A 21,492-nucleotide genomic window follows, 5' to 3' on the forward strand; every position below is an offset into this window, starting at 1 on the left:
ATAACGATTCTCAATTATAGCCAGCCACCCCTTCTCGGGCCAGCCAGCGCTTTCGCACTCGGAGACATCCTTGAGCACCGCTGCTCCGCCCCACGCACTCGACTCCCTCTACCGCGAACACCACGGCTGGCTGCATGGCTGGCTGCGGCGCAAGCTCAACTGCTCGCATCAGGCGGCCGATCTGGCGCAGGACACCTTTGTCCGCTTGCTGGCCAAACCGGAGAGCGTGGCCTTGCGCGAGCCGCGCGCCTACCTCACGACCATCGCCAACGGGCTGGTAATCAACCACTGGCGGCGGCGGGCGCTCGAGCAGGCCTACCTGGAAGAACTGGCCCGCAGACCCGAAGCGCTGTCGTCGTCGCCCGAGGAGCGCGCTCTGGTGGTCGAGGCGTTGGAAGAAGTGGCCCGCCTCATTGACGGTCTGCCACCGCAGGTGCGCGACATCTTTCTGCTGTCGCAACTGGACGGCCTGACCTACGCCGCCATCGGCAAACGCCTGGGCGTCACCGTGAACGTAGTGCAAAAAGCCATGATTCGCGCCATCGCCCATTGCTACAAGGCGTTGTACACGGCATGAGTCCGCCACTCGCGTACCCGCCGAACCCCGCCACGCCGGAAGACGAACGGCCGATCGACGACAGCGTGCTCGACCGCGCCATCCACTGGTTCGTGCTGCAGGCCTCCGGCCACATGACTGCGTCTGAAGGCCGTGCGCTACTCGCCTGGCGCAGTGCGCACGCCGACCACGAACGCGCCTGGGCCCGGCTGGAGCAGATGAGCAAGCGCCTGCAGGGCAACACCGCATTGCCCCCCGATGTGGCGCGCAACACGCTGGTGCGCGCCAGCCGCATGAACCGGCGTCGCATGCTGAGCCACCTGCTGTGGGCCGGAGCGGCCGGCACGCTACTGTGGTCGGGCCGCGATGAACTTTGGGCCGTTGCGCGACCGGCCGAGCTGCGCACGGCCGCAGGCGAGCGGCGCAGCATCACGCTCGCAGACGGCACGCTGCTGCGCCTGAACACCGCAACCGAGGTGGATGTAGTGCAAGACGTGGATGCGCGCCGCATCCTGTTGCGCAAAGGTGAAATCGAAGTCGTCACCGCCACAGACCCGAGCGGGCGACCGCTGTGGGTGGAGGCGCGGGATGCGCGTCTGGTGCCAGTCGGCACCCGTTTCAGCGTGCACCAACAGGCCGACCACAGCCGGCTCGGCGTGCGTGAAGGCGCCGTAGATGTGTACCCCGCCAGCGGAAACCCGCCGACACGCGTCAAGGCCGGCGAACAGACGCTGTTCGCGCGCAACTTCCTGACTCCGCCCGAGCCCCTCGACGAAACCCTGCAGACCTGGGTGGACGGCATGCTGGTGGCCGCCAACCGCCGGCTCGACGATCTGCTCGCCGAGCTTGCGCGCCACCGCCCCGGGCATGTGCACTGGAGCCCGGAGGTGGCCGACCTGCGCATTACCGGCACCTGGCCGCTGGACGGCCCGCGCCCCACCGACGCCGTGCTGGCCTCACTCGAACGCGCACTCCCGGTGCGCGTCCAGAGCCTCACCCGCTACTGGGTGCGCGTCGTGCCTCACACCGGATCCTGAAGCTGCTGGCGCCGAGGCTGGCTTGCTGGCTGGTTGACGCCAGCGGCGGCTGCGAACACTTCACACAAAAAAATAGGCAGGTTTTTCGATCTCGCGGGGCAAACGCATCAGGAGCCCTGCGGACCTTTCAGCCGCAGCGGTTCGACTCGAACCCGATGAGAGGAAATCCGATGCGTACCACCCGCAGTGCCAACCCCTCGCAACACCGCATGGCCCCGCTGGCCCGCGCCCTGCTGCTCGCCTTGCTGGGCGGCGGCATGGCCGTGGCCGCCACCTCGGCGCTCGCGCAAACCGCCAGCGAGCGCGCCGTGCGCGAGTTCAATGTACCTGCCGGCGACCTCGACCAAGCCTTGAGCCGCTTCGGTCAGCAGGCCGGCGTGCAGCTGGCGGTCGATGCCCGCCTCACCGCCGGCCTGACCAGCCCCGGCGTAGAGGGGCAGCTTTTGCCTGACGAAGCCCTGCAGCGCCTGCTGCGCGGCACGGGCCTGGAAGCGGTGCGCGAGGGCGGCGGTGAGCTCACGCTGCGCAAGGTTTCCACCCGTACCACCACGCTGAAGGCCGTGCAGGTCACGGCCAACCAGCTGGGCGAGATCACCGAAGGCTCCGACACCTACACGCCGGGGGCCATTGCCACCTCCACCCGGCTGGTGCTCACGCCGCGTGAGACGCCGCAGTCGATCAGCGTGATCACGCGCGAAGAGATGGACGACTTCCAGCTCACCAACATCGACAAGGTCATGCAGCACACCCCGGGCGTGAGCATCCTGACCTACGACAGCGAGCGCACGGTGTATTACGCGCGCGGCTTCGCCATCAACAATTTCCAGTACGACGGCATTCCGATGGAGCGCAACTCCGGCTATTCCGCCGGCAACACGCTCAGCGACATGGCCATCTACGACCGCGTCGAAGTACTCAAAGGCGCCACCGGCCTGCTCACCGGCAGTGGCGACCCCGGAGCCACCATCAACCTCGTGCGCAAGAAGCCCACGCGCGAATTCCAGGGCCACGTCAGCGTCGGCGCCGGCGCGTGGGACAACTACCGAACGGAAGTGGATCTGTCCGGCCCGCTCAACACCGCAGGCACGCTGCGCGGCCGTGCGGTGGTGGCCTATCAGGACCGCGAGTCGCACCTCGACGGCTACCGCCGCAAGACGCCGCTGTTCTACGGCATCCTCGAAGCCGACCTCAGCCCGAGCACGCTGCTGACCGTGGGCGCCGACTACCAGGACAACAAGCCGACGCGCTCGACCTGGGGCGGCATCCCGATCTACGACACCGAGGGCAACTTCAACAAGCGCTCGCGCTCGTTCAACAACGGCGCGAAGTGGAGCAGTTGGGAGCAGTACACCCGCACCGTGTTTGCCACGCTGGAGCACTACTTCGCCAACGACTGGGTGGCCAAGCTGCAGCTCAACCACCAGATCAACGGCTATGACGCGCCGCTGGGCGCCGTCGGTGGCGGCAACCCCGACCCGTCCGACGGTTCGGGCACCAACATGTGGGTGGGCCGCTATGTCGGCAAGACGCGCGCCAACGCGGCCGACTTCTACGCCAACGGGCCCTTTGACCTGTTCGGTCGCAAGCACGAACTGGTGCTCGGCGGCGGGCTCAGCGACCGGCGCTGGACCAACAAGGGCGACGGCCCGAATGTGGGCTACCCGACGGCTGTCGACGATTACTACGAGTGGGATGGCAACGTTCCCGAACCGGACTGGAACGACCCGGCCGCATGGCACGGCGAGAACGACGAAACCACGCGTGAGAAAGGCCTCTACGCCACCGCACGCTGGAACCTGCGCGACGACCTGAAGCTGATCACCGGCGCCCGCGTGTCGAGCTACAAGGCCGAGACCATTCAGGAATCCGGCGTGGTCGTGCCCTACCTCGGGGTGGTCTATGACCTGAACGATACCTACTCGGTGTACGGCAGCTACACCGGCATCTTCAAGCCGCAGTCGCGCCGCGATGAGTCGGGCAGCACGCTCGATCCGCTGGAAGGCACCAACATCGAGCTGGGCATCAAGAGCGCCTTCCTCGGTGGCCGCGTGAATGCCAGTGCCGCGATATTCCAGCTCGAACAGGACAACTTCGCCGAAGCCACCGGCGGACTGACCCCGGACGGCGGCACGGCCTACCGCGCCATCAGCGGCGTCAAGACCAAGGGCGTCGAGCTGGAGCTGTCGGGCCAACTCAACGACTTCTGGAACCTGCACGCCGGCTACAGCCACAGCGTCTCGCGCCGCCAGGGCGAGAAGGTCTCCACCCTCGCCCCCGCCAACCAGGTAACGCTGTTCGCCACCTACAAACCGTGGGGCCAGAGCAGCCGCCTGACGCTGGGCGGCGGTGCGCGCTGGCAGGACGAGACCTGGGGCGACGTGAACAACCCGGCCGCCGGCGGCATGGTCAAACACACGGTGGATGACTACTGGGTGTTCGACGCCATGGCGACCTATCGCTTCGACGACAACCTGACCGGCTCGATCAACATCAACAACCTGTTCGACAAGAAGTACTACACCATCTTCAACGCCTACAGCACCTACACCTGGGGCGAACCGCGCAGCGTCAATGTGTCGCTGAAATACAGGTTCTGAGCCCTCCCCCCTCTCCGGCCATGCGCTGCATGGCCGGGTTCTTTGCATCCGGGCAACACGTTAGGCGATCTCGACTTGCCCCACGTCAACATCCCGGAATCCAGCTCTTTGGCGTCGGCTTGCCCGATGCTAGTATCGCGGCACGCTAGGGGTCCTGAAGACGTCGTCTTCGGGTGAGAAAGACCCTTGAACCTGACCTGGATAATGCCAGCGTAGGGAAGCATGACGTTCATGGGGTGCCCTCCGCCCCGCTGTCTCGTCCGCCCCTTCGCGCGCAGTCCTCACGCGATCGAGTCGAACGAAGATGCCCTTCCTGCCCCGCCCCCCGAAATTGCTCGCACTGCCCGCAGTGCTCGCGCTGTCGTCCGTCGCTTTTGCACAGGACGTCGAACCCGCTGAAATCACCCTGCCCGATGTCGTGGTGAGCGACACCGCTGCATCCGACGAGATCGGCCGCAAGGCCAGCGTGGGCGGCTTCTCCGAAGCGCCGCTGCGCGAGACACCGGCCTCGATCACGGTAATCACGCAGCAGCAGATGCAGGAGCGCGGCATCCGCAGCGCCACCGAAGCCGGCAAGTACGACGCCAGCGTGCAGAACTCCTACAACGCGGTCGGCCTGTCGGACCGTCTGGCGATCCGTGGCTTCGAGCTCGACTACGGCTCCAGCTACCGCAAGGACGGGCTGGTGATCCTGGGCACTTCGCCGGTCGCGCTGGAGAACAAGGAACAGATCGAGATCCTCAAGGGCCTGGCCGGTCTGCAGGCGGGTATTGCCTCGTCCGGCGGCGTGCTGAACTACGTCACCAAACGCCCGACCGACGTACCGCTGCGCACCGTCACGCTGGAAACCAGCGAGCGCGGCACGCTGTACGGCGCGGTGGATCTGGGTGGGCGCACCGAAGACGGCCGCTTTGGCTACCGCCTCAATGCGGCGGCCTCCAAGGTGCGTTCGTATGTGCGCGGCTCGAACGGCGAGCGGCAGTTTGTTTCGGGCGCCTTCGACTGGCGCCTGAGCGAGCGTGCGCTGCTGCAGTTCGACCTCGACCGCATGCACAAGTCGCAGCTCTCGGTGCCGGGCTTTCAGCTGCTGGGCGGCACCACGGTGCCGAAGAACGTGAGCGCCCGCGACATGCTCAACAACCAGCCGTGGAGCAGCCCGGTGGTCGACGACACCACCAACTACGGGCTGAAGTTCAGCTACGACCTCAACGACGACTGGCGCACCGAACTGTCGGTCAACCACCACACGCTGCGCCGAGACGATGCGGTGGCGCTGCCATCGAACTTCCAGTCCAACGGCGACTACACGGTGGTCGATCTGCGCCGCGACAACGACAAGCGCACGGTGCTGAGCACGCAGGCCCTGCTCAAGGGCAAGCTCGCCACCGGCTCGGTGCGCCACGAGCTGACCTTCGGCGCGGCCACCATGAACCGCCGCGACAGCTTTGCCGACTATGTCTTCGACCCGCGCGGCACCAGCAACATCTACGACCCGGTCGACGTCTCACCCAGCCCGCTGGCCAACAACCCGGTGAGCCTGCGCCGCAAGGATGCCGAGCGCGCCGTGTTCGTGCAGGACGTGCTGCACCTGAACGATCAGTTCAAGCTGCATGCCGGCCTGCGCTACGTGACGCTGGATCGCGACCAGTTCAACGCCGCCGGCACGCTGCTGCGTCGCACCAGCGACAACTTTGTGCTGCCCAACGTGGCGCTGGTGTACAGCCCGAACAAGGCGCTGTCGTTCTACGGCTCGATCTCGCGGGGTCTCGAGCCCGGCGGCACGGCGCCGGTGGGCTCGACCAACAGCGGCCAGGTGCTCGACCCATCGAAATCGCGCCAGCTCGAACTGGGCGTGAAAGCTGATCTCTCGCCCGACCTGAGCGTGGCCGCCGCCGTCTTCCAACTCCAACGCCCCTATGAATATCTGCCGGGTGTGGGGCAGGCCTTCCAGGCCTCGGGCACCGACCGCCGGCGCGGCCTGGAGCTGTCGGCCAACGGGCGCGTCACGCGCAACCTGCTGATCGGCGCCAGCCTGACGCTGACGCTGGCCGACGTGCAGGGCGACGCCACCGAATCGAGTCGCCGCGTGGGCAACGTGTCGCGTTACAAGAGCATCGTGTACGGCGAATACACCGTGCCGTCCATGCCGGCGCTGCGCTTCAACGGCAGCTGGCAGTACGCCAGCAGCAAGCTGTTCGCCCCGGCCGGCACCATCCTGACCAAGGTCAGCGGCTATCACGTGGTCAACGTCGGCGCGAGCTACCTGACGGAAATCGGCGACACGCCCACCACCTTCCGCTTCGGCATCAACAACCTGTTCGACAAGTTCTACTGGGGCGACACCTCGAACACGCTGGGCGGTTACCTGATTCCGGGCGCACCGCGCACGCTGCGGCTGACGGCACAGTTCGATTTCTGATCGCTGACTGCAATGAAAAACGGGCCTCGGCGTTTGCCGAGGCCCGTTCTTTTTATGGTGTTCGAGCCGGTGGCTCGCCACCGACAGTGATCAGATATGTTCCTGACTGAGCGTACGCGTGCTCGCCGACAGCGAGTCCAGATCAAAGGCCGCGTTGCCGCGGCGCACGAAGCGCAGCGCGTAGATCACCACCACCGGCACCACCGCCGCCAGCAGGAAGGATTCGAGCAGGTAGGTCATCGGCGCACCCGGCATCGGGAACATCACCAGACCGGCCACCAGACCCGCCAGCGTGCCGACCATGGCCGAAAAGCCGTCGTGCGCGCGGCTGAACAGCCCGAAGAACACCGGGAACGCCGCCGCCGCGCACAGCAGATCGGCCAGCAGGAAGAGGTACAGGACGCTGAATCCCTGCGCCGCCACGATCAGCGCCGGGATGGCCATCACCACCACCAGCCAGCGCGCCAGACGCAGCAGGTTGGCCGGACTGGCCGTGGGCATGGCGCGGCCCACATCCACCGCGACGATGCTGGAAATGGCGCTGATGCCGGTATCCACGCTCGACATGACCAGCGCGATGCCCAGCGGAATCAGCGCAATCGCCAGCCACAGCGGCATTTCCGACAGGATCACGGTGAACAGGGCGATGGAGCTGTCGCCATCCGGCGTGAGCGCCATGAAGGCCAGGCCGAACAGACCCATGATGAAGATGAACGGCACCACCAGCACGCCGCCCAGCAGAAAGCCGCGACGCATGGACGGAATGTCCTTGGCCGAGTAGATGCGCTGCCAGTTGCCCTGGTGGAAGATGCCGGTCAGCAGGATGGCGAAGAAGAAGGTCAGGCCGGCCTTGATGCCGGCCATGTCGCCCAAGTCGAGCAGGCGCGGCGCGGTTTCCTGCAGGCGCTCGACCACCGGACCGAAGCCGCCCGTGACCTGCCAGCCGAGCCCGATCAGCGCGCCCACCAGCGGAATGATGATGATGACCTGCATCTTGTCGGTGAAGATCGACGCGCGCAGCCCGCCGTAGGTGGTGTAGATCAGCGTCGCCACCATCACGATGGCCGCGCTCACCCACAGCGGCACCGGCGCCAGCAGCTGCACCAGCTTGCCGATGGCGGTCAGCTCGGCGGTGAGCGCGATGAACATGTAGAAAATCATGATCAGCAGCGTCAGCCAGTACATCGGCCGGCCGTAGCGCGCGATGAGGAATTCGGTGAGTGAATGGCCATTTGGCATCAGCTCGCGCATGCGCTTGCCCAGCGGAATCATCGCGATGCGCGGCGACATCGAGCCCAGCGCATAACCGATGACGGCGGCCAGACCGCCCCAGGTCGCCGCCTGCGCCGGCGAGAACAGAATCCACGCGCCCAGCGACGAGGCCAGCAAGGTCATGATGGTCGCGACCGACCCCTGACTGTTGCGGGCGACGATGTATTCCTCAAGGTTGCCGCGATAGCGGCGGGCATAGGCCATGCCGGCAATGGCAAAGGCTGCTGCAAAGAAGGTGAGCCACGTGATGGCGGCTGGTGCGCTGAGCATGCTGCGGGACTCCTGAAACGGCTATGGACGGAGCCCGCGCTCGGTGAGGGCGGTGCATCCTTCCTTACGCCGGTATTACCCGGATCAAGTATCGGGGTCATGGCTGGCGCCATCTCTCAGCCGCATGCGGCTCCCCCAGGATCAAGGCGCGGATTATACGCCTGCGAGCGGGCGCAACACACCCGCCCAGGCCGCCCGAGTGCTCTTCCGTGATAAGGTTTGCGCCCGACACGGGGTGTCCTGCATCTGCGGACTGAGATCACACCCGTCGAACCTGATCCAGCTTGTACTGGCGAAGGGATGTCCTCACGCACCGCTCGTGCATCCCCCTTGCCAGCTTCATCACAAGGGAAAAGCATGTCCAGCCATTCCGCGCCCCTCGCGCAACAACTCGTTCTCGTCACCGGTGCCGGTCGCGGCCTCGGCGCACACATTGCCCGCGCCTTTCTGGCGCATGGCGCCAAAGTCATCGTCAATTACCTGAACAGCGCCAGCGCGGCCAACGATCTGGTCAGCACCGCCGCACCGGGTCAGGCACTCGCCATCCAGGCCGACGTAAGCGACCCCGCCGCCGTGCAGGCCATGTTCGAGCGCGCGCAGACGCACTTCGGCCAGCCGGTGACCACCGTGGTCAACAACGCCCTGCCCGCTTTCAGCTTCAACGGCGACGCCCGCGAGCACGCCGACGTGCTGCGCTGGGAGAGCATCGCGCAGCAGATGGAAGGGGTCGTGCGCGGCGCGCTCAACACCACACAGATCGCGCTGCCGGGCATGAAGCAGGCCGGCTTTGGCCACATCATCAACATCGGCACCAACCTGTTCCAGAACCCGGTCGTGCCCTACCACGACTACACCGCCGCCAAGGCCGCGCTGCTGTCGCTCACGCGCACGCTGTCGCAGGATCTGGGGCCGGATGGCATCACCGTGAACATGGTGTCGGGCGGCTTGCTGCGCACCACCGATGCCTCGTCCGCCACACCCGAAGCCGTGTTCGACCTGATCGCCGCCAGCACCCCGCTGCGGCGCGTCACCACGCCCGAGGAATTCGCCGACGCCGTGCTGTTCTTCGCCTCGCCGTGGTCGCGTGCCATCACCGGGCAGAACCTGGTGGTGGACAGCGGGCTGGTGAAGAACTGAGGCCACCACCATGATGCACATCAACCTCTTCCTGTTCGGCTGCGGCCATCACAACGCCGCGTGGCGCCACCCGGATTCGCCGGTCGAGCGCCTCGGCGACATCCGGTTCTATGAGGAAATGGCGCAACTGGCCGAGCGCGGCAAGCTCGACGCCGTGTTCCTGGCCGACGGCCACGCCGCCGTCAATCTCACCGACGGCCCACGCTGGTTCCTCGAACCGGTCACCATGCTCACTGCCATGGCCCGCGCCACCAGCCGCGTCGGCCTGATCTGCACGGTATCGAGCACCTTCTACACACCCTTTCATGCCGCACGCCTGATCGGCTCGCTCGACCATATTTCGGGCGGGCGCGTGGGCTGGAACGTGGTCACTTCGATGTTCGACGCCGAAGCCCGCAACCACGGCTACGAAGCCATGCCCGGTCACGCCGAGCGCTACGCCCGCGCCGACGAGTTCATCGAAGCCGTGCTGGCGCTGTGGGACAGTTGGGACGACGGCGCGGTGCTCAACGACCGCCACGGCCTGTATGCAGACCCCGAGCGCGTGCGCAAGATCAATCACCACGGCCAGCACTTCCTCGTCGACGGCCCGCTGACCGTGCCGCGCCCGCCGCAGGGCAACCCGGTGCTGATCCAGGCCGGCGCGTCGGACGAAGGCCGCGCGCTGGCCGGCAAGTACGCCGAAGCCATCTACGCCGTCGCCTACGACCTGCCCTCGGCACAGGCCTACTACAACGCCATCCGCGAAAGCGTGAAAGCCGCCGGGCGCGACGCACCGGTGCCGATCCTGCCCGGTCTCGTCACCTACGTCGGCTCCACCGAAGCCGAAGCAAAGGCCAAGCAGCGCGAACTCGACGAACTGCTGCCGACTGAGAGTTCACTGCGGCAACTACAGACCTTCATCGACCAGGACTGCACGAACTGGGAACTCGACGCCCCCGTGCCGCCGCTGCCGCCGCTCGAAGCCTTCAAGGGCCCCAAAGGCCGCTACGCCACGGTGCTGCGCATCATCGAAACCGAACAGCCCACCGTGCGCCAGCTGCTCGGCCGGCTCGCGGCCGGCGGCGGCCACTGCACCATGGTCGGCACACCCGAGCAGATCGCCGACAAGATGGAGCACTGGTACCGCAACGGCGGCGCCGACGGCTTCAACCTGATGCCCCCGGCCGAACCGGGCAGTGTGGAAGACTTCGTCAATCACGTCATCCCGGTGCTGCAGAAGCGCGGCCTGTTCCGCCAGGACTACGAGCACGCCACGCTGCGCGGCCATTTCGGGCTGAGCCGGCCTCCCCGCTCGCCTGGCTGATACGCAGGCCTCAGGCAATTCGACCGCCGAACGGCACCCTCGCGGTGCCGTTCCTTTTTGCCCACACCTCTTCAAGCCTCGGCATGACTGCGATAACATGAGAACAATTCTCAATCCGAAATAGCCAGCCAACCCTCCCGGGGCCAGCCACGCTTTCGTCTCCCGGAGAAACTCGTGAGCACGGCTGCCCGCCCCACCGACCCCATTGGCAACATGTATGCCCAGCACAACGGCTGGCTGCAAGGCTGGCTGCGCAAGAAGCTGAACTGCTCGCATCAGGCTGCAGATGTTGCGCACGAGACCTTTCTCAAACTGCTCACGGGCCGCAGCACCAGCCACATCCGCGAGCCGCGCGCCCTGCTGACGCACATCGCCAAGTGTTTGGTGATCGACCACTGGCGGCGTCAGGAAGTGGAGCGGGCGTACCTCGACAGCATTGCCAACCTGCCCGAACCGCAATCGCCCTCGCCCGAATCACGCCTGCTCGTGATCGAGGCCATTCTGCGGGTTGATGCAATGCTCTCGGGGCTGCCGCCGCGCACTCGCGAGGTGTTTTTGCTGGCGCAGCTCGAAGGGCTGACGCTGGTGCAGATCGCCGAGCGTACCGACACGCCGGTGATCACCGTGCGGCGCCATATCCAGAAGGCCTTGCTGGCCTGCATGACGGCACTCTGAGCGCACCGCATGACAACCGCCGACCAGCCCGAACACAAACTTCTTCAGGAAGCTGCAGAGTGGGCCACCACCGTGTGTTTCGGCTCGCCGTCGGATGCAGAGCGCCGCGCCTTCGAGCGCTGGCGCACGCGCAGCCCGGCACACGAAGCCGCATGGGCGCGCCTGCAGTCTGTGTTCAATGCCTTCGACCCGCTGGAGGATGAGGCCGGGCGGGCCACGCTCAATGCCCTCCAACGCTCGCGGCGCCGGCGCAGCTTGCGCGCGCTCGGCGCAGTGCTCGTTGCCGGGCCGGCTGGCTGGCTGGCGTGGCAGCAGGCTCCCTGGCAGGCATGGACAAGTGACGTGGCCACCGCCACCGGCGAGCGCCGGCAGATCGATCTGCCGGACGGCTCCAGCCTGGTGCTCAACAGCGCAAGCGCCGTAAACATCCTGTTCAGCGCCAGCGAGCGCCGCGTCCGACTCGTGCAAGGCGAGATTCTCGTCACGACCCGGCCCGACCCCCGCCCGTTCGTAATCGAAACCCCGCAGGGCATCGCGCGCGCGCTCGGCACGCGCTTCAGCGTACGCCGGCTCGATGAGCAGCTGGCGCGTGTTGCAGTGTTCGAGAAATCGGTGCGGATCGAGCCCGGCAACGCCCCCGCGCACACCCTGCAGGCTGGCGAGCAAGCCGACTTCGCCGACAACGGGCTGCAGGCCACCGCGGCGGTCGAAGCCAATGCCGCGCTGTGGGAGCGCGGCATGCTGCTGACGCGCAACATGCCGTTGGCCGACGTTGTGGCTGAGCTGGGGCGCTATCGGCGCGGCATTTTGCGCTGTCACCCGGAAGTGGCCGGCCTTCGCGTATCCGGCGCAATCTCGCTCGACGACACCGATTCGGCCCTGGCTGTGCTGGCCGAATCGCTGCCGCTGCGCATCGAACGTGTCACCGACCTGTGGGTCACGGTGGGGCCGCGTTGATCTATCGGTTACAACGCAACGCATTCAAATTTTTCGAACTTGAATGATCACATTTCGCGTTTCGCACGGCGCACAGAAGAAGGCCTCGTCTGCAATAGCCGAGCGCCACTTCGAAACCCGCCAGCGAAAGGACGAAATGAAATGACTGCAGCAAACCTGCCCCGCCCGGTGCGGGGACGGCCCACCACGCCCTCTGCAAAACGCCCGCACACTTCCGCCCGGCTGATTGCCATCGCCATTCACGCGGCGCTTGGCAGCGTGTTGATGGCCGGTATTGCGCCTGCACCCGCCGTGGCGCAGGAAGCTTCCGCCCAGCGCCAGCACGCCATTGCCGCCGGCCCCCTGGGCAACGTGCTGGCAGAGTACGCCGCCAGCAGTGGCGTACAACTGGTGTTCGACCCGGCCGCGCTCCGGGGCCTGAACAGCCCCGGGTTGAACGGCCGCTTCACCGTGCGGGAGGGCTTTGAGGTGCTGCTGGCAAACAGCGGATGGCAGGCCGTGCCCCGCTCGGGCAACGCCTGGGGCTTGCAGAAGCGCGCCGAGACGACACTGGGCACGGTAACGGTGACCGACAGCGCCGCGCGCCACGCCAGCGCCCTGCCGGAAGCCTACGCTGGAGGGCAGGTGGCACGCGGTGGCCGCGTCGGCCTGCTCGGCAACCGCGACGCGCTCGACACCCCGTTCAGCACCACGCAATACACCGCAAAACTCATCGAAGACCAGCAGGCCCAGAACATCGGCGACGTGCTGGTAAACGATCCCGGCATCCGCAATACCTATTCGCGCAGCGCCGGCCGTGATGAGTTCAACATCCGCGGTTTCACGCTGTTCAACTACGACGTGGCTTACAACGGGCTGTACGGCATCTCCCCGCGCAACTCCAGCACGCTGATCGGCGTCGAGCGTGTCGAGGTGTTGCGCGGCCCCAATGCCTTGCTCAACGGCATGGCACCGTATGGCTCGGTGGGCGGCGCGATCAACCTGCGGCCCAAGCGCGCCGGGGCGGAGCCGCTGAACCGTCTGACGCTCTCGTACATCGACGAGAGCCAGCTCGGCACGCACCTCGATGTCGGTCGCCGCTTCGGCGAACAACAAGAATGGGGCGTGCGCTTCAACGCGCTGCATCAGTCCGGCGACATGTCGATGAGGGGCGCCAAGGAGAAGCTCAGCGCCTTCGCGCTCGGCGTCGATTATCTGGGCGAGAACTTGCGCGCCGAGTTCGACCTCAACTACCAGGACCGCCTGACGCATGCGCGCAGCGGTTTGCTGTTCCCTCCCGCCGCAGGCACTCCAATCACTTCGGCGCCGAACGCCGATGGCAACTTCTTCCCGGACTGGACGTACTGGGACGCCAAGGAGCTGTCTGCCTCAGGCCGTGTCGAGTTCGACCTGAACGACGACTGGACAGCCTACGGCGCGCTCGGCCACATGAAATACGACTTCAACAGTCTGCAGATCACGATGCGATTGGAGGACGATCAGGGCACTCTGGCGGGGCGCCCCACCCGCCTGAGGGAAGAAATCACCACACTCACCGCTGAAGCGGGATTGCGCGGCCGCTTCCGGACCGGATCGGTGCTGCATGAACCGGTGTTGAGCGTAAATCACCTCGCGCTCGAACACCGCCAGAAGCGGGTCAACGGCGATTTTGTGTTCTCTGACATATACAACCCGGTCACGCTGCCTGAACCCGATCTCGCCCTGACACCGGGGCTTCCCAAGGTTGGCGAGACGCGGCTCAGAAGCGTTGCGCTGGCCGACACGATGTCGTTCCGGGAAGGTCAGGTTCAGCTCACATTGGGCCTACGCCATCAGCAGGTAACGACCAAAACCTTCCCGGTCACCGCCGTTAATCGGCACTACACCAAATCAGCGGTTACTCCGGCCGTCGGCCTCGTCGTCAAGCCAAGCGAAAGCTTGTCGCTGTATGGCAACTACATCGAGGGGCTGAGCCCCGGCCCGCGGGCGGGCGCGGGGACTGACAACGCAGGCCAGACGTTCCCCCCGCTGGAATCAAAGCAATTGGAAATTGGCGCGAAGCGCGACTTCGGGCGTTACAGCGTCACCCTGGCAGCCTTCCAGATCGAGCAGCCCAGCGTTTTCCTCCAGAACAACCGCCTTACCGTTGGCGGCGAACAACGCAACCGGGGCATTGAACTGCTCACCCAAGGCGAACTGCGCCACGATATCCGTCTGCTGGCCGGCGCGGCCTGGACTCGAGGCGAGCTTACTGAAACCGTGTCAGGCACCAACGATGGCAACACCGCCCCCGCCGTGCCGAAGTTCCAGTTCAACCTCTCCGGCGAATGGGATACACCGTTCGTTCCAGGCATGACACTCACGGCCCGTTTGCTGCGAACCAGCTCGCAATATGTTGATGCGGCCAACACACAGAAACTGCCCGGATGGACGCGCGTTGACCTCGGCGCTCGCTACACCTTCACCGCCGGCGGCACGCCATTGACGGTTCGAGCAAGCGTGGAGAACGTGTTCAACAAGGACTACTGGCAATCCGCCGCCCGCGAAGGCTTGACCGTGGGCGCGCCGCGCACCTTCCTGTTGTCGGTGTCGGCGGATTTCTGACTCGCAAAACACACCGGCGCGCGTAGCGCCAGCCTCCACTTCATGCAGGCCCGACCGAGCACACCGGCTCGCTCGGGCCGCACTTCGCCCCCCCTCCGATGTGCGGCAGCTGCGGAGGCACTTACTCACGCCAGCATTAGCCACGGCCAGCGCAGCACCGTGCCCCGTTCGTGGAACCTCAGCTCGTGCCGGCCTTCTGACAGCCGTACCGGCCCGTGGATTTTCCCGGTATGGTCGATATGCGTGAGCCGGCTGTAAGGAATGACGTTCTCGCTCGACAAAGCCACGGACATCACGCAAACGTAGCCCCGCGCCCCCTCCTGCGATGGGCTCGTTGGCAGGTGTTCATCCAACCCACAGAAGGAGATCAACATGTCCAGCAAACAGAAACTCGTCTCGCTCGCCCTCGGTTCCACCTTCGCCCTCGCCTCGATGGGCGCGGTTGCCGCAACGGCGGAGAACCCGTTCTCGGCTTCTTCGCTGTCGTCCGGCTATCAGGTTGCGGCGAACCACGCCAAGGGCGAAGAAGCCAAGTGCGGCGCCAAGGACGACAAGAAAGAAGAAGCCAAGTGCGGTGCAAAAGACGACAAGAAGAGCGAAGCATCGTGCGGCGCCAAGGATGACAAGAAGGGCGAAGCCTCTTGCGGCGGCAAGAAGTAATTTCGCAGGCTGTCTGAGAACCGGCGACGGGGCTTCGGCCTTGTCGCCGTTTGACGGAGATTTCGCATGCCTGTCGATCGCATACCCGCTGGCGCCGGCCTGGGCTTTCGCCGCGAGCTGATGGCGCCACTGCGCGAGCAAGGCGTGCCGTCCGCCGTCGGTTTCTTCGAGATCGCGCCCGAGAACTGGGCCGGTGTCGGTGGCCGCAGCGCTTCTGATCTGCGCGAATTCACCGAACGTTTTCCCTTCGTCTGTCACGGCCTGTCGCTGTCGCTCGGCGGCCCCGGCCCGCTCGACGAAGCGCTGCTGCGCCGCGTGCGCGCCTTCATGCGCGAGCACGGCATCACGCTGTACACCGAACATCTGTCGTGGTGCGCCGACGCGCATCACCTGTATGACCTGCTGCCGATTCCGTTTACCGAAGAAGCTGTGCGCTGGGTGGCCGAACGCATCCGCCGCGCGCAGGACATTCTCGGCATGCGCATGGGCATCGAGAACACCTCGGCCTACCTCGCCCCGCCCGGCGCGGAGATGAGCGAACCGGAATTCGTCGCCGCCGTCGCGCGCGAGGCCGACTGCCTGCTGCATCTGGACGTGAACAACGTCTTCGTGAACAGCCGCAATTTCGGCTTCGATCCGCTCGCCTACCTAGACACCCTGCCGCTGGAGCGCGTGGCCTACATGCACGTCGCCGGCCACCACGCGGAAGACGACGGCCTGCTCATCGACACCCACGGCGCCGACGTGATCGACCCGGTGTGGGCGCTGCTCGATGCAGCGTGCGCGCGTCTGGGCCGCACGGTGCCGACCTGTCTGGAGCGCGATTTCGACTTTCCGCCGCTGGCCGAGCTGGCCACCGAGGTCGAGCGCATCGCCGCCATCCAGGCGCAGCACGCGCCGGCTGCGCGGAGCGTCGCGCCATGAACGCGCCGGCGCCCTTTCAGGATTTCCAGCGCGAGTTCGCGCGCCACCTGCGCGACCCGCATCACATTGCCCGACCGGCCGGCCTGCCCGCGCGCCGCAGTGGCGTGTATGAGCGCCTGCTGTTCAACAATGTGCGCGGCTTTGTCGACCGCTGTTTTCCGGTGTGCCGCCGGCTGCTGGGAGAGACGCGCTGGACGCGGCTGATCCGCTGCTTCTACCGCGACTGGCCGCTGGCCACTCCGTGGTTTCGCGAGATTCCGCGCGAGTTCGTGCGCTACCTCGACGAGGCCGACATCGCCATGCCGCGCCCGCGCTGGCTGGCCGATCTGGCGCGCCACGAATGGGCCGAACTGGCGGTGGATGTGATGGATGCGCCGCGGCCGCCGCATGACCCGGCCGGCGACCTGCTGGCGCGCGCAGTCGTGCTCAATCCGGCGATGATGAATCTGGCGTATGAATGGCCGGTGCACCGGATCGGCCCGGACTTCCGGCCGCGCAAACCGCAGCCGACCTTCATCATCGTGCATCGCAACGAGGCCGACGAGGTGCGATTTACGGAGGTGAATGCGGTGACCTCCCGCCTGCTGGACCTGCTCGCCGAGTCCACCAACGGCCGCGAGGCCGTCGAGCGTCTGGCTGCCGAACTCCACCATCCCGACCCGCAGGCGCTGTGCGTTTTCGCCGCCGGCCTGCTGGCCGACCTGCAGGCGCAGGGCATCGTACTCGGGGCCGCATCGTAGGGCAGATTAGCGCAGCGTAATCCGCTGGATGTGTAGCCTATACGGCGCAATGCCCTTCGGTTATTGCGCCCTACGAGACCTGAAACCTCAGCAACTCGCCCGGATCAGCGGAATCCACATCTCGTCCGACGACAGCCCGCCGTGTACGCCGATCATGCTGTGCCGGTGTTCGCCCGGCACGCTGTCGACCACCGTCCAGCCCGGCTCCATCAGCAGCGTGTGCGTGCCGGTGCGCTCGGCCAGCCGCGCATTCAGCGGCCCCGGCCCGAACAGCCCGGCCGTCACCAGATCGCGCGAGCGCGCCACCACCGCCTTGCCGGCAAACACCTCGGCAGCCGCCGATTCAAACTCGGCCTCTTGCCCCTTTTTCACCGCGCAGAAGGCCGCGCGGCGCTCGCCCCACAGCGGGCACTCGAGCATCGCCATGAGCTGCGGATGTTCGTCCATGTCGACCATGCGCTCGTCCGAGGCATCGGCGAAACCGTGATCGGCCGTTACCACCACTTCGCAATCGAGCCCGCGCAAACGCTCCAGCAAAGTGGCAAACGCCGCATCCACCTGCCAGAACTCCTCCGCTGCCTGCGGCGAGGTCGCGCCGAATTCGTGACTCAGCGTGTCGAAGCGCGGGTAATAGGCGTGGATGTAGCCGCCGCCCGCCTGCTGCATTTCTCCGGCGCCCTTCACCACCGCCTCGACGAGGCCTTGCAGCCCGCGTCCATAACCGACGAGGCGTGCACCACGGCAATGCCGCCTGGAAAAGCGCGACCACGCGATCTCGCGCGGCGATACCACCAGACTCGGACGCGCCCGCCCCTGGAACAGGCTGCGGTACGGAAACAGCCGCTGCGTGAGGCGCAGCGCGGCGAGTTGATCACCACCGCGCCGATATAACGGCAACGGGGCGACGATGCCGCCGAAGCGCTTGTCGCGGATGTACCAGCCAGTCAGCCCGTGCTGCGCGGGCGACAGACCCGTCATCGTCGCGGTGACGGCGGCTGAGGTGGTGGACGGAAAAACCGAGGTGATGCGGCCCTGCCGGTGAGCCGCCAGCACGCTGCCGGCGCCGAAACGCTGCAGGAAGGCATCGCCGAGCCCATCGACAAGCAGAAACACTACGCTGCGCCCGGACGACGTGGGCAGGTCGGGCAAGGGCTGTGCGCCCGGCTGCCGATCCAGATAGGCCGCAAACGCGCGCACCAGACCGTACAGACCACCGCCACCGTAGTCCGGCAGCACGCTGTCGTGTGGCAAGGCGAAGGGGAATGCGCGGGTGTCCATGACTGGAAGGGTAGCGAAAACCGGCGCCAACTGCGCAGCACGATTAGGCTCGCCGCGCCGTCCGATACGCTAGAGTTCGCGCACAGGGCAGGCGCGCCCGCATCAGGAGGCCTTCGTGAAGTTTGATACCGCAACCGTCCGGCTGATCATGGCCATCGTCGAGCACGGCAGCATCTCGCGCGCTGCCGACCGGCTGGACCTGGCGGTGGCCGCAGCCTCGCGGCGCGTGTCAGATCTTGAAGCGCAGCTTGGCGCGAAGCTGTTCCAGCGCGTGCCGCACGGCGTCGTGATCACCGAATCCGGCGCCCGACTGCTGGAGCACATCCGCCAGATCGACAATCTGGTCGGGCGGTTGGAGGGCGACGCCAAGGCCATTCATGATGGCTTGAGCGGCCGCATCCTGATCGGCGCGCCCAAGGCCGTGGTGATTCCGTTTCTCGCGCAGGATCTGGCGCGCATGCGCCGCAAATTTCCCGACATCGCGCTGCGCGTGGTCGAGGAAAACAGCCAGATCGTGCAGCAGATGCTGCGCGACAAGGTCGTCGACATCGGCATCTACGAGAACAAGAGCGGCTACCTGGACATGGACAAGCTGCCTTACCGCAGCGACCGTCTGGTGCTGGTCTACAGCAAGCCGCATTACCGCTTCGACGGCACGCCGCTGAGCATCGAAGCGCTGCTCGCACTGCCGGTGGTCAGCCTCGGGCGCGGCTCGGCCATCCTGACCGCGGTGCAGCGCGCGTACCGCAGCCGCGGCCGGCCGTTCCCGAATGATTTCGAGGTCTCCGGCTTCGACTCCATGCTGGCGCTGGTGCGCAACGGGCTCGGTGTTGGGCTGATGCCGCCGGACGTGCTCGCGAGCTTCCGTCCGGAATCCGCTCTCGCCAGCGTCGAGCTCGACGGCGACTGGCACCACCGCAGCTTCGTGCTCTCGCGCGTCGCGGGCCACGCCCAGGCGCAAACGCTGGAAAACGTGGTGAGCGAGCTCATCGGCACCACCGCTCACTAAACGCCGCTTTCGCAATTCGCGAAACCTGGCATGCCGCACGCGTCGTTGCCGCGCTGCGGCCAGCGGCAGATAGTCCTTCCTGAAACCATCGTGCTCCTGCGCTAGCTGCGCAGGCCGTCCGTCGCACATCAGGAAAGGAACCCCCCGCCATGCAAGACAAGAAACTCCCGCTCGAAGGCATCCGCGTACTCGACGTCAGCCAGGTCATGGCCGGGCCGTTCGCCTGCATGCTGCTGGCCGACCTCGGTGCCGACGTGATCAAGGTCGAGCCGCCCGAAGGCGACCAGACGCGCGGTGCGATGGGCTTCAAGATGAAGGGGCCGGACAGCATGGGCTTCCTCAACATGAACCGGAACAAGCGCTCGCTCTCCCTCGACCTCAAGAGCGACGAAGGCCGCGAGTTTTTCTACGAGCTGGCCAAGACCGCCGACGTGATCGTCGAGAACTACCGGCCCGGCGTCGTGCAGCGCCTGCGCATCGACTACGAAACCATCAAGGCCATCAACCCCAAGATCGTCTACGTCAGCATCTCGGGCTTCGGCCAGAGCGGCCCGTGGGCCATGCACCCCGGCTTCGACCTGATGGCGCAGGCCATGAGCGGCGTGATGAGCGTCACCGGCTATCCCGGTGGCAAGCCGGTCAAGGCCGGCGTGCCGGTGGCCGACATCGGCTGCGCACTGTTCGCCACCTACGGCCTGCTGTCGGCCTACATCGGCGCGCAGAAGAGCGGCGAAGGCCAGCACATCGACGCCTCGCTGTTCGACGCCGCGATGGCCTTCTCGATCTGGGACATGTCGGCCTACTGGGGCAACGGCGAAGTGCCAGAGCCGCTCGGCACCAGCAACAAGATGAGCGCGCCCTACCAGGCCGTGAAAGCCAAGGACGGCTACTTCGTGATGGGCGCCACCAACCAGAAACTGTGGACCCAACTGTGCGAACTCATCGGCCAACCCGAACTCGCCACGCAACCGGAATTCGCCACCATCGCCCAGCGCCTGAAGAACCGCGAACTGCTGATCGAGGCGCTGGAAGAGGAATTCGCCAGCAAGACCGCCGATGAATGGATCGAGCTCATGCTCGCCGCCAAGATCCCGGCCGGCCCGATCCTCTCCTACCCCGAAGCCTTCGGCAGCGAACACGGCCAGCACCGCGGCATGTGCATGGAGATCGACCACCCCATCGAAGGCAAGGTCAAGAACATCGGCTTCCCGGTGAAGATGCTCGGCACACCGCAACAGGTGCGCCGCCACCCGCCGCTGCTGGGTGAACACAATGAGGAAATTGCGGCGGAGATCGGGGTGATCGCAGGCTAAAAAGCAGCACCGGTATCGACACAATTGCTGTTCCGCGCCGCCAACAGCCGTGCGATGCGGAGCAGCAGGAGTGGGCTAGGGAAGCGCTCTTATCTGGGTCAGCGAGGGATGACCGGCATGATCACCGTCAGTTCGCTACGCGACATTCCGCCCAGATTCTGCTCTTGGGTGCCCTCTTGAATGGCTGCGCCAACCTGAAGCTCTGCAAGTTTTGGGAACTTCTTTCTGAACATCGCCAGATCTCGCTCCGCCATGTCCTTGTAGGTTACGGCCGCACCAGTAACCGCTCCGCCCCACATTCGTCCCGTCTGCAAGAACTCGAAATTGCCGACGTACACGATCTTCCCGGGCTCCACATCAAGAGGAATACTGAATTCCGAGACGGGTCGCACGTTCACCGCCCCACTATGTACGTGCCACGAATAGAGTTCATAGCGCCCCGCGGGAAGCTCAATCGCAAAGACGTCGCCTCTGACCCCGGTGCCGTGAAAATCACTCTTCGGGAAATACGGGATCAACATCGCCCCCTTGCCCGTTTCGACATAGCCTCGTTTGCCGTCGGGCACCTGCCGGTACATCACCTGGTATCCCGCATACGAGCCCTTGTAGGTCACGGAACCCACAACGACGCCTTTACCGGAAGCCGTATCTGGCCGGTAGTCAGGATCAATACTTTTGGTGGCACATCCGGCCACCATCAGCAACGCGGTCATCAAGAACGGCATGCACTTCATCGCGGGATATTCTCGTCAAGTCTTT

General features: G+C 65.8%; 17 protein-coding genes and 3 riboswitches. Of the genes, 14 read left to right on the top strand and 3 right to left on the bottom strand.

All coding sequences use genetic code 11. The features are described from left to right. Window positions 1–70: 70 nt before the first annotated feature. The 4 genes from AC6H0N_RS00355 to AC6H0N_RS00370 all read left to right on the top strand — a co-directional run bounded on the left by AC6H0N_RS00355 (window position 71) and on the right by AC6H0N_RS00370 (window position 6,609). Window positions 71–577, top strand: coding sequence for a sigma-70 family RNA polymerase sigma factor (locus tag AC6H0N_RS00355; RefSeq protein ID WP_497572068.1), 507 nt, complete (start codon window positions 71–73; stop codon window positions 575–577). After that, window positions 574–1,593 (top strand): FecR domain-containing protein, encoded by a 1,020-nt coding sequence (locus AC6H0N_RS00360; protein WP_497572069.1) that lies wholly within the window; start codon window positions 574–576, stop codon window positions 1,591–1,593. Before AC6H0N_RS00355 ends, AC6H0N_RS00360 begins: the two co-directional genes overlap by 4 nt. A 170-nt stretch (window positions 1,594–1,763) precedes the next feature. After that, entirely contained in the window at window positions 1,764–4,190 is a 2,427-nt protein-coding gene (locus tag AC6H0N_RS00365) for a TonB-dependent siderophore receptor (RefSeq protein ID WP_497572070.1), read from the top strand. Between the two features lie 137 nt (window positions 4,191–4,327). Beyond that, window positions 4,328–4,426: riboswitch (TPP riboswitch) on the top strand. A gap of 68 nt (window positions 4,427–4,494) precedes the next feature. Next, on the top strand, window positions 4,495–6,609 hold the full coding sequence (locus AC6H0N_RS00370) for a TonB-dependent siderophore receptor (RefSeq protein WP_497572071.1): 2,115 nt from the start codon (window positions 4,495–4,497) through the stop codon (window positions 6,607–6,609). 90 nt (window positions 6,610–6,699) lie between these two features. Here the strand turns inward: AC6H0N_RS00370 and AC6H0N_RS00375 are convergent, their stop codons facing one another. Beyond that, entirely contained in the window at window positions 6,700–8,151 is a 1,452-nt protein-coding gene (locus AC6H0N_RS00375) for a sodium:solute symporter family transporter (RefSeq protein WP_497572072.1), read from the bottom strand. 44 nt (window positions 8,152–8,195) lie between these two features. Continuing rightward, window positions 8,196–8,298, bottom strand: a riboswitch (TPP riboswitch). A gap of 74 nt (window positions 8,299–8,372) precedes the next feature. Then, a riboswitch (TPP riboswitch) is annotated at window positions 8,373–8,469 on the top strand. A gap of 39 nt (window positions 8,470–8,508) precedes the next feature. On the opposite strand from AC6H0N_RS00375, the gene AC6H0N_RS00380 reads away from it, so the two are divergent. The 8 genes from AC6H0N_RS00380 to AC6H0N_RS00415 all read left to right on the top strand — a co-directional run bounded on the left by AC6H0N_RS00380 (window position 8,509) and on the right by AC6H0N_RS00415 (window position 17,133). After that, on the top strand, window positions 8,509–9,288 hold the full coding sequence (locus tag AC6H0N_RS00380; RefSeq protein WP_497572073.1) for a 3-oxoacyl-ACP reductase: 780 nt from the start codon (window positions 8,509–8,511) through the stop codon (window positions 9,286–9,288). Window positions 9,289–9,298: 10 nt separating this feature from the next. Continuing rightward, window positions 9,299–10,594, top strand: a complete 1,296-nt coding sequence (locus AC6H0N_RS00385; protein ID WP_497572074.1) for an LLM class flavin-dependent oxidoreductase — start codon at window positions 9,299–9,301, stop codon at window positions 10,592–10,594. Between the two features lie 174 nt (window positions 10,595–10,768). Continuing rightward, window positions 10,769–11,269: a sigma-70 family RNA polymerase sigma factor gene (locus tag AC6H0N_RS00390; protein ID WP_497572075.1), complete on the top strand. Its 501-nt coding sequence runs from the start codon at window positions 10,769–10,771 to the stop codon at window positions 11,267–11,269. Between the two features lie 9 nt (window positions 11,270–11,278). Next, a complete protein-coding gene (locus AC6H0N_RS00395; protein ID WP_497572076.1) occupies window positions 11,279–12,226 on the top strand; it encodes a FecR domain-containing protein in 948 nt (315 codons plus the stop codon). Between the two features lie 39 nt (window positions 12,227–12,265). Beyond that, entirely contained in the window at window positions 12,266–14,809 is a 2,544-nt protein-coding gene (locus AC6H0N_RS00400; RefSeq protein ID WP_497572077.1) for a TonB-dependent siderophore receptor, read from the top strand. A gap of 372 nt (window positions 14,810–15,181) precedes the next feature. Next, window positions 15,182–15,469, top strand: a complete 288-nt coding sequence (locus tag AC6H0N_RS00405; RefSeq protein WP_497572078.1) for a hypothetical protein — start codon at window positions 15,182–15,184, stop codon at window positions 15,467–15,469. Window positions 15,470–15,535: 66 nt separating this feature from the next. Continuing rightward, window positions 15,536–16,393: an HvfB family MNIO-type RiPP peptide maturase gene (locus AC6H0N_RS00410; protein ID WP_497572079.1), complete on the top strand. Its 858-nt coding sequence runs from the start codon at window positions 15,536–15,538 to the stop codon at window positions 16,391–16,393. Continuing rightward, entirely contained in the window at window positions 16,390–17,133 is a 744-nt protein-coding gene (locus AC6H0N_RS00415; RefSeq protein ID WP_497572080.1) for an HvfC family RiPP maturation protein, read from the top strand. Before AC6H0N_RS00410 ends, AC6H0N_RS00415 begins: the two co-directional genes overlap by 4 nt. Window positions 17,134–17,220: 87 nt before the next feature. On the opposite strand, the gene AC6H0N_RS00420 is transcribed toward AC6H0N_RS00415, so the two are convergent. Then, window positions 17,221–18,411, bottom strand: coding sequence for an alkaline phosphatase family protein (locus AC6H0N_RS00420; protein ID WP_497572081.1), 1,191 nt, complete (start codon window positions 18,409–18,411; stop codon window positions 17,221–17,223). Window positions 18,412–18,526: 115 nt separating this feature from the next. Here AC6H0N_RS00420 and AC6H0N_RS00425 point away from each other — a divergent pair, with 115 nt between their 5' ends. After that, window positions 18,527–19,420 carry a LysR family transcriptional regulator gene (locus AC6H0N_RS00425; RefSeq protein ID WP_497572082.1) on the top strand — a complete coding sequence of 298 codons (894 nt, stop codon included), beginning with the start codon at window positions 18,527–18,529 and terminating at the stop codon, window positions 19,418–19,420. Window positions 19,421–19,569: 149 nt separating this feature from the next. Beyond that, entirely contained in the window at window positions 19,570–20,733 is a 1,164-nt protein-coding gene (locus AC6H0N_RS00430; protein WP_497572083.1) for a CaiB/BaiF CoA transferase family protein, read from the top strand. Window positions 20,734–20,831: 98 nt separating this feature from the next. Here the strand turns inward: AC6H0N_RS00430 and AC6H0N_RS00435 are convergent, their stop codons facing one another. Beyond that, window positions 20,832–21,446 (bottom strand): hypothetical protein, encoded by a 615-nt coding sequence (locus tag AC6H0N_RS00435; RefSeq protein WP_497572084.1) that lies wholly within the window; start codon window positions 21,444–21,446, stop codon window positions 20,832–20,834. Window positions 21,447–21,492: the final 46 nt, after the last annotated feature.

This window comes from Pseudazoarcus sp. NS34, from assembly GCF_059703725.1.

Coding starts and splice junctions, on each gene's coding strand:
- AC6H0N_RS00380 (WP_497572073.1), top strand. CDS start 8,509: ATGTCCAGCCATTCCGCGCCCCTCGCGCAACAACTCGTTCTCGTCACC.
- AC6H0N_RS00410 (WP_497572079.1), top strand. CDS start 15,536: ATGCCTGTCGATCGCATACCCGCTGGCGCCGGCCTGGGCTTTCGCCGC.
- AC6H0N_RS00370 (WP_497572071.1), top strand. CDS start 4,495: ATGCCCTTCCTGCCCCGCCCCCCGAAATTGCTCGCACTGCCCGCAGTG.
- AC6H0N_RS00430 (WP_497572083.1), top strand. CDS start 19,570: ATGCAAGACAAGAAACTCCCGCTCGAAGGCATCCGCGTACTCGACGTC.
- AC6H0N_RS00375 (WP_497572072.1), bottom strand. CDS start 8,151: ATGCTCAGCGCACCAGCCGCCATCACGTGGCTCACCTTCTTTGCAGCA.
- AC6H0N_RS00415 (WP_497572080.1), top strand. CDS start 16,390: ATGAACGCGCCGGCGCCCTTTCAGGATTTCCAGCGCGAGTTCGCGCGC.
- AC6H0N_RS00420 (WP_497572081.1), bottom strand. CDS start 18,411: ATGGACACCCGCGCATTCCCCTTCGCCTTGCCACACGACAGCGTGCTG.
- AC6H0N_RS00365 (WP_497572070.1), top strand. CDS start 1,764: ATGCGTACCACCCGCAGTGCCAACCCCTCGCAACACCGCATGGCCCCG.
- AC6H0N_RS00395 (WP_497572076.1), top strand. CDS start 11,279: ATGACAACCGCCGACCAGCCCGAACACAAACTTCTTCAGGAAGCTGCA.
- AC6H0N_RS00405 (WP_497572078.1), top strand. CDS start 15,182: ATGTCCAGCAAACAGAAACTCGTCTCGCTCGCCCTCGGTTCCACCTTC.
- AC6H0N_RS00385 (WP_497572074.1), top strand. CDS start 9,299: ATGATGCACATCAACCTCTTCCTGTTCGGCTGCGGCCATCACAACGCC.
- AC6H0N_RS00360 (WP_497572069.1), top strand. CDS start 574: ATGAGTCCGCCACTCGCGTACCCGCCGAACCCCGCCACGCCGGAAGAC.
- AC6H0N_RS00435 (WP_497572084.1), bottom strand. CDS start 21,446: ATGACCGCGTTGCTGATGGTGGCCGGATGTGCCACCAAAAGTATTGAT.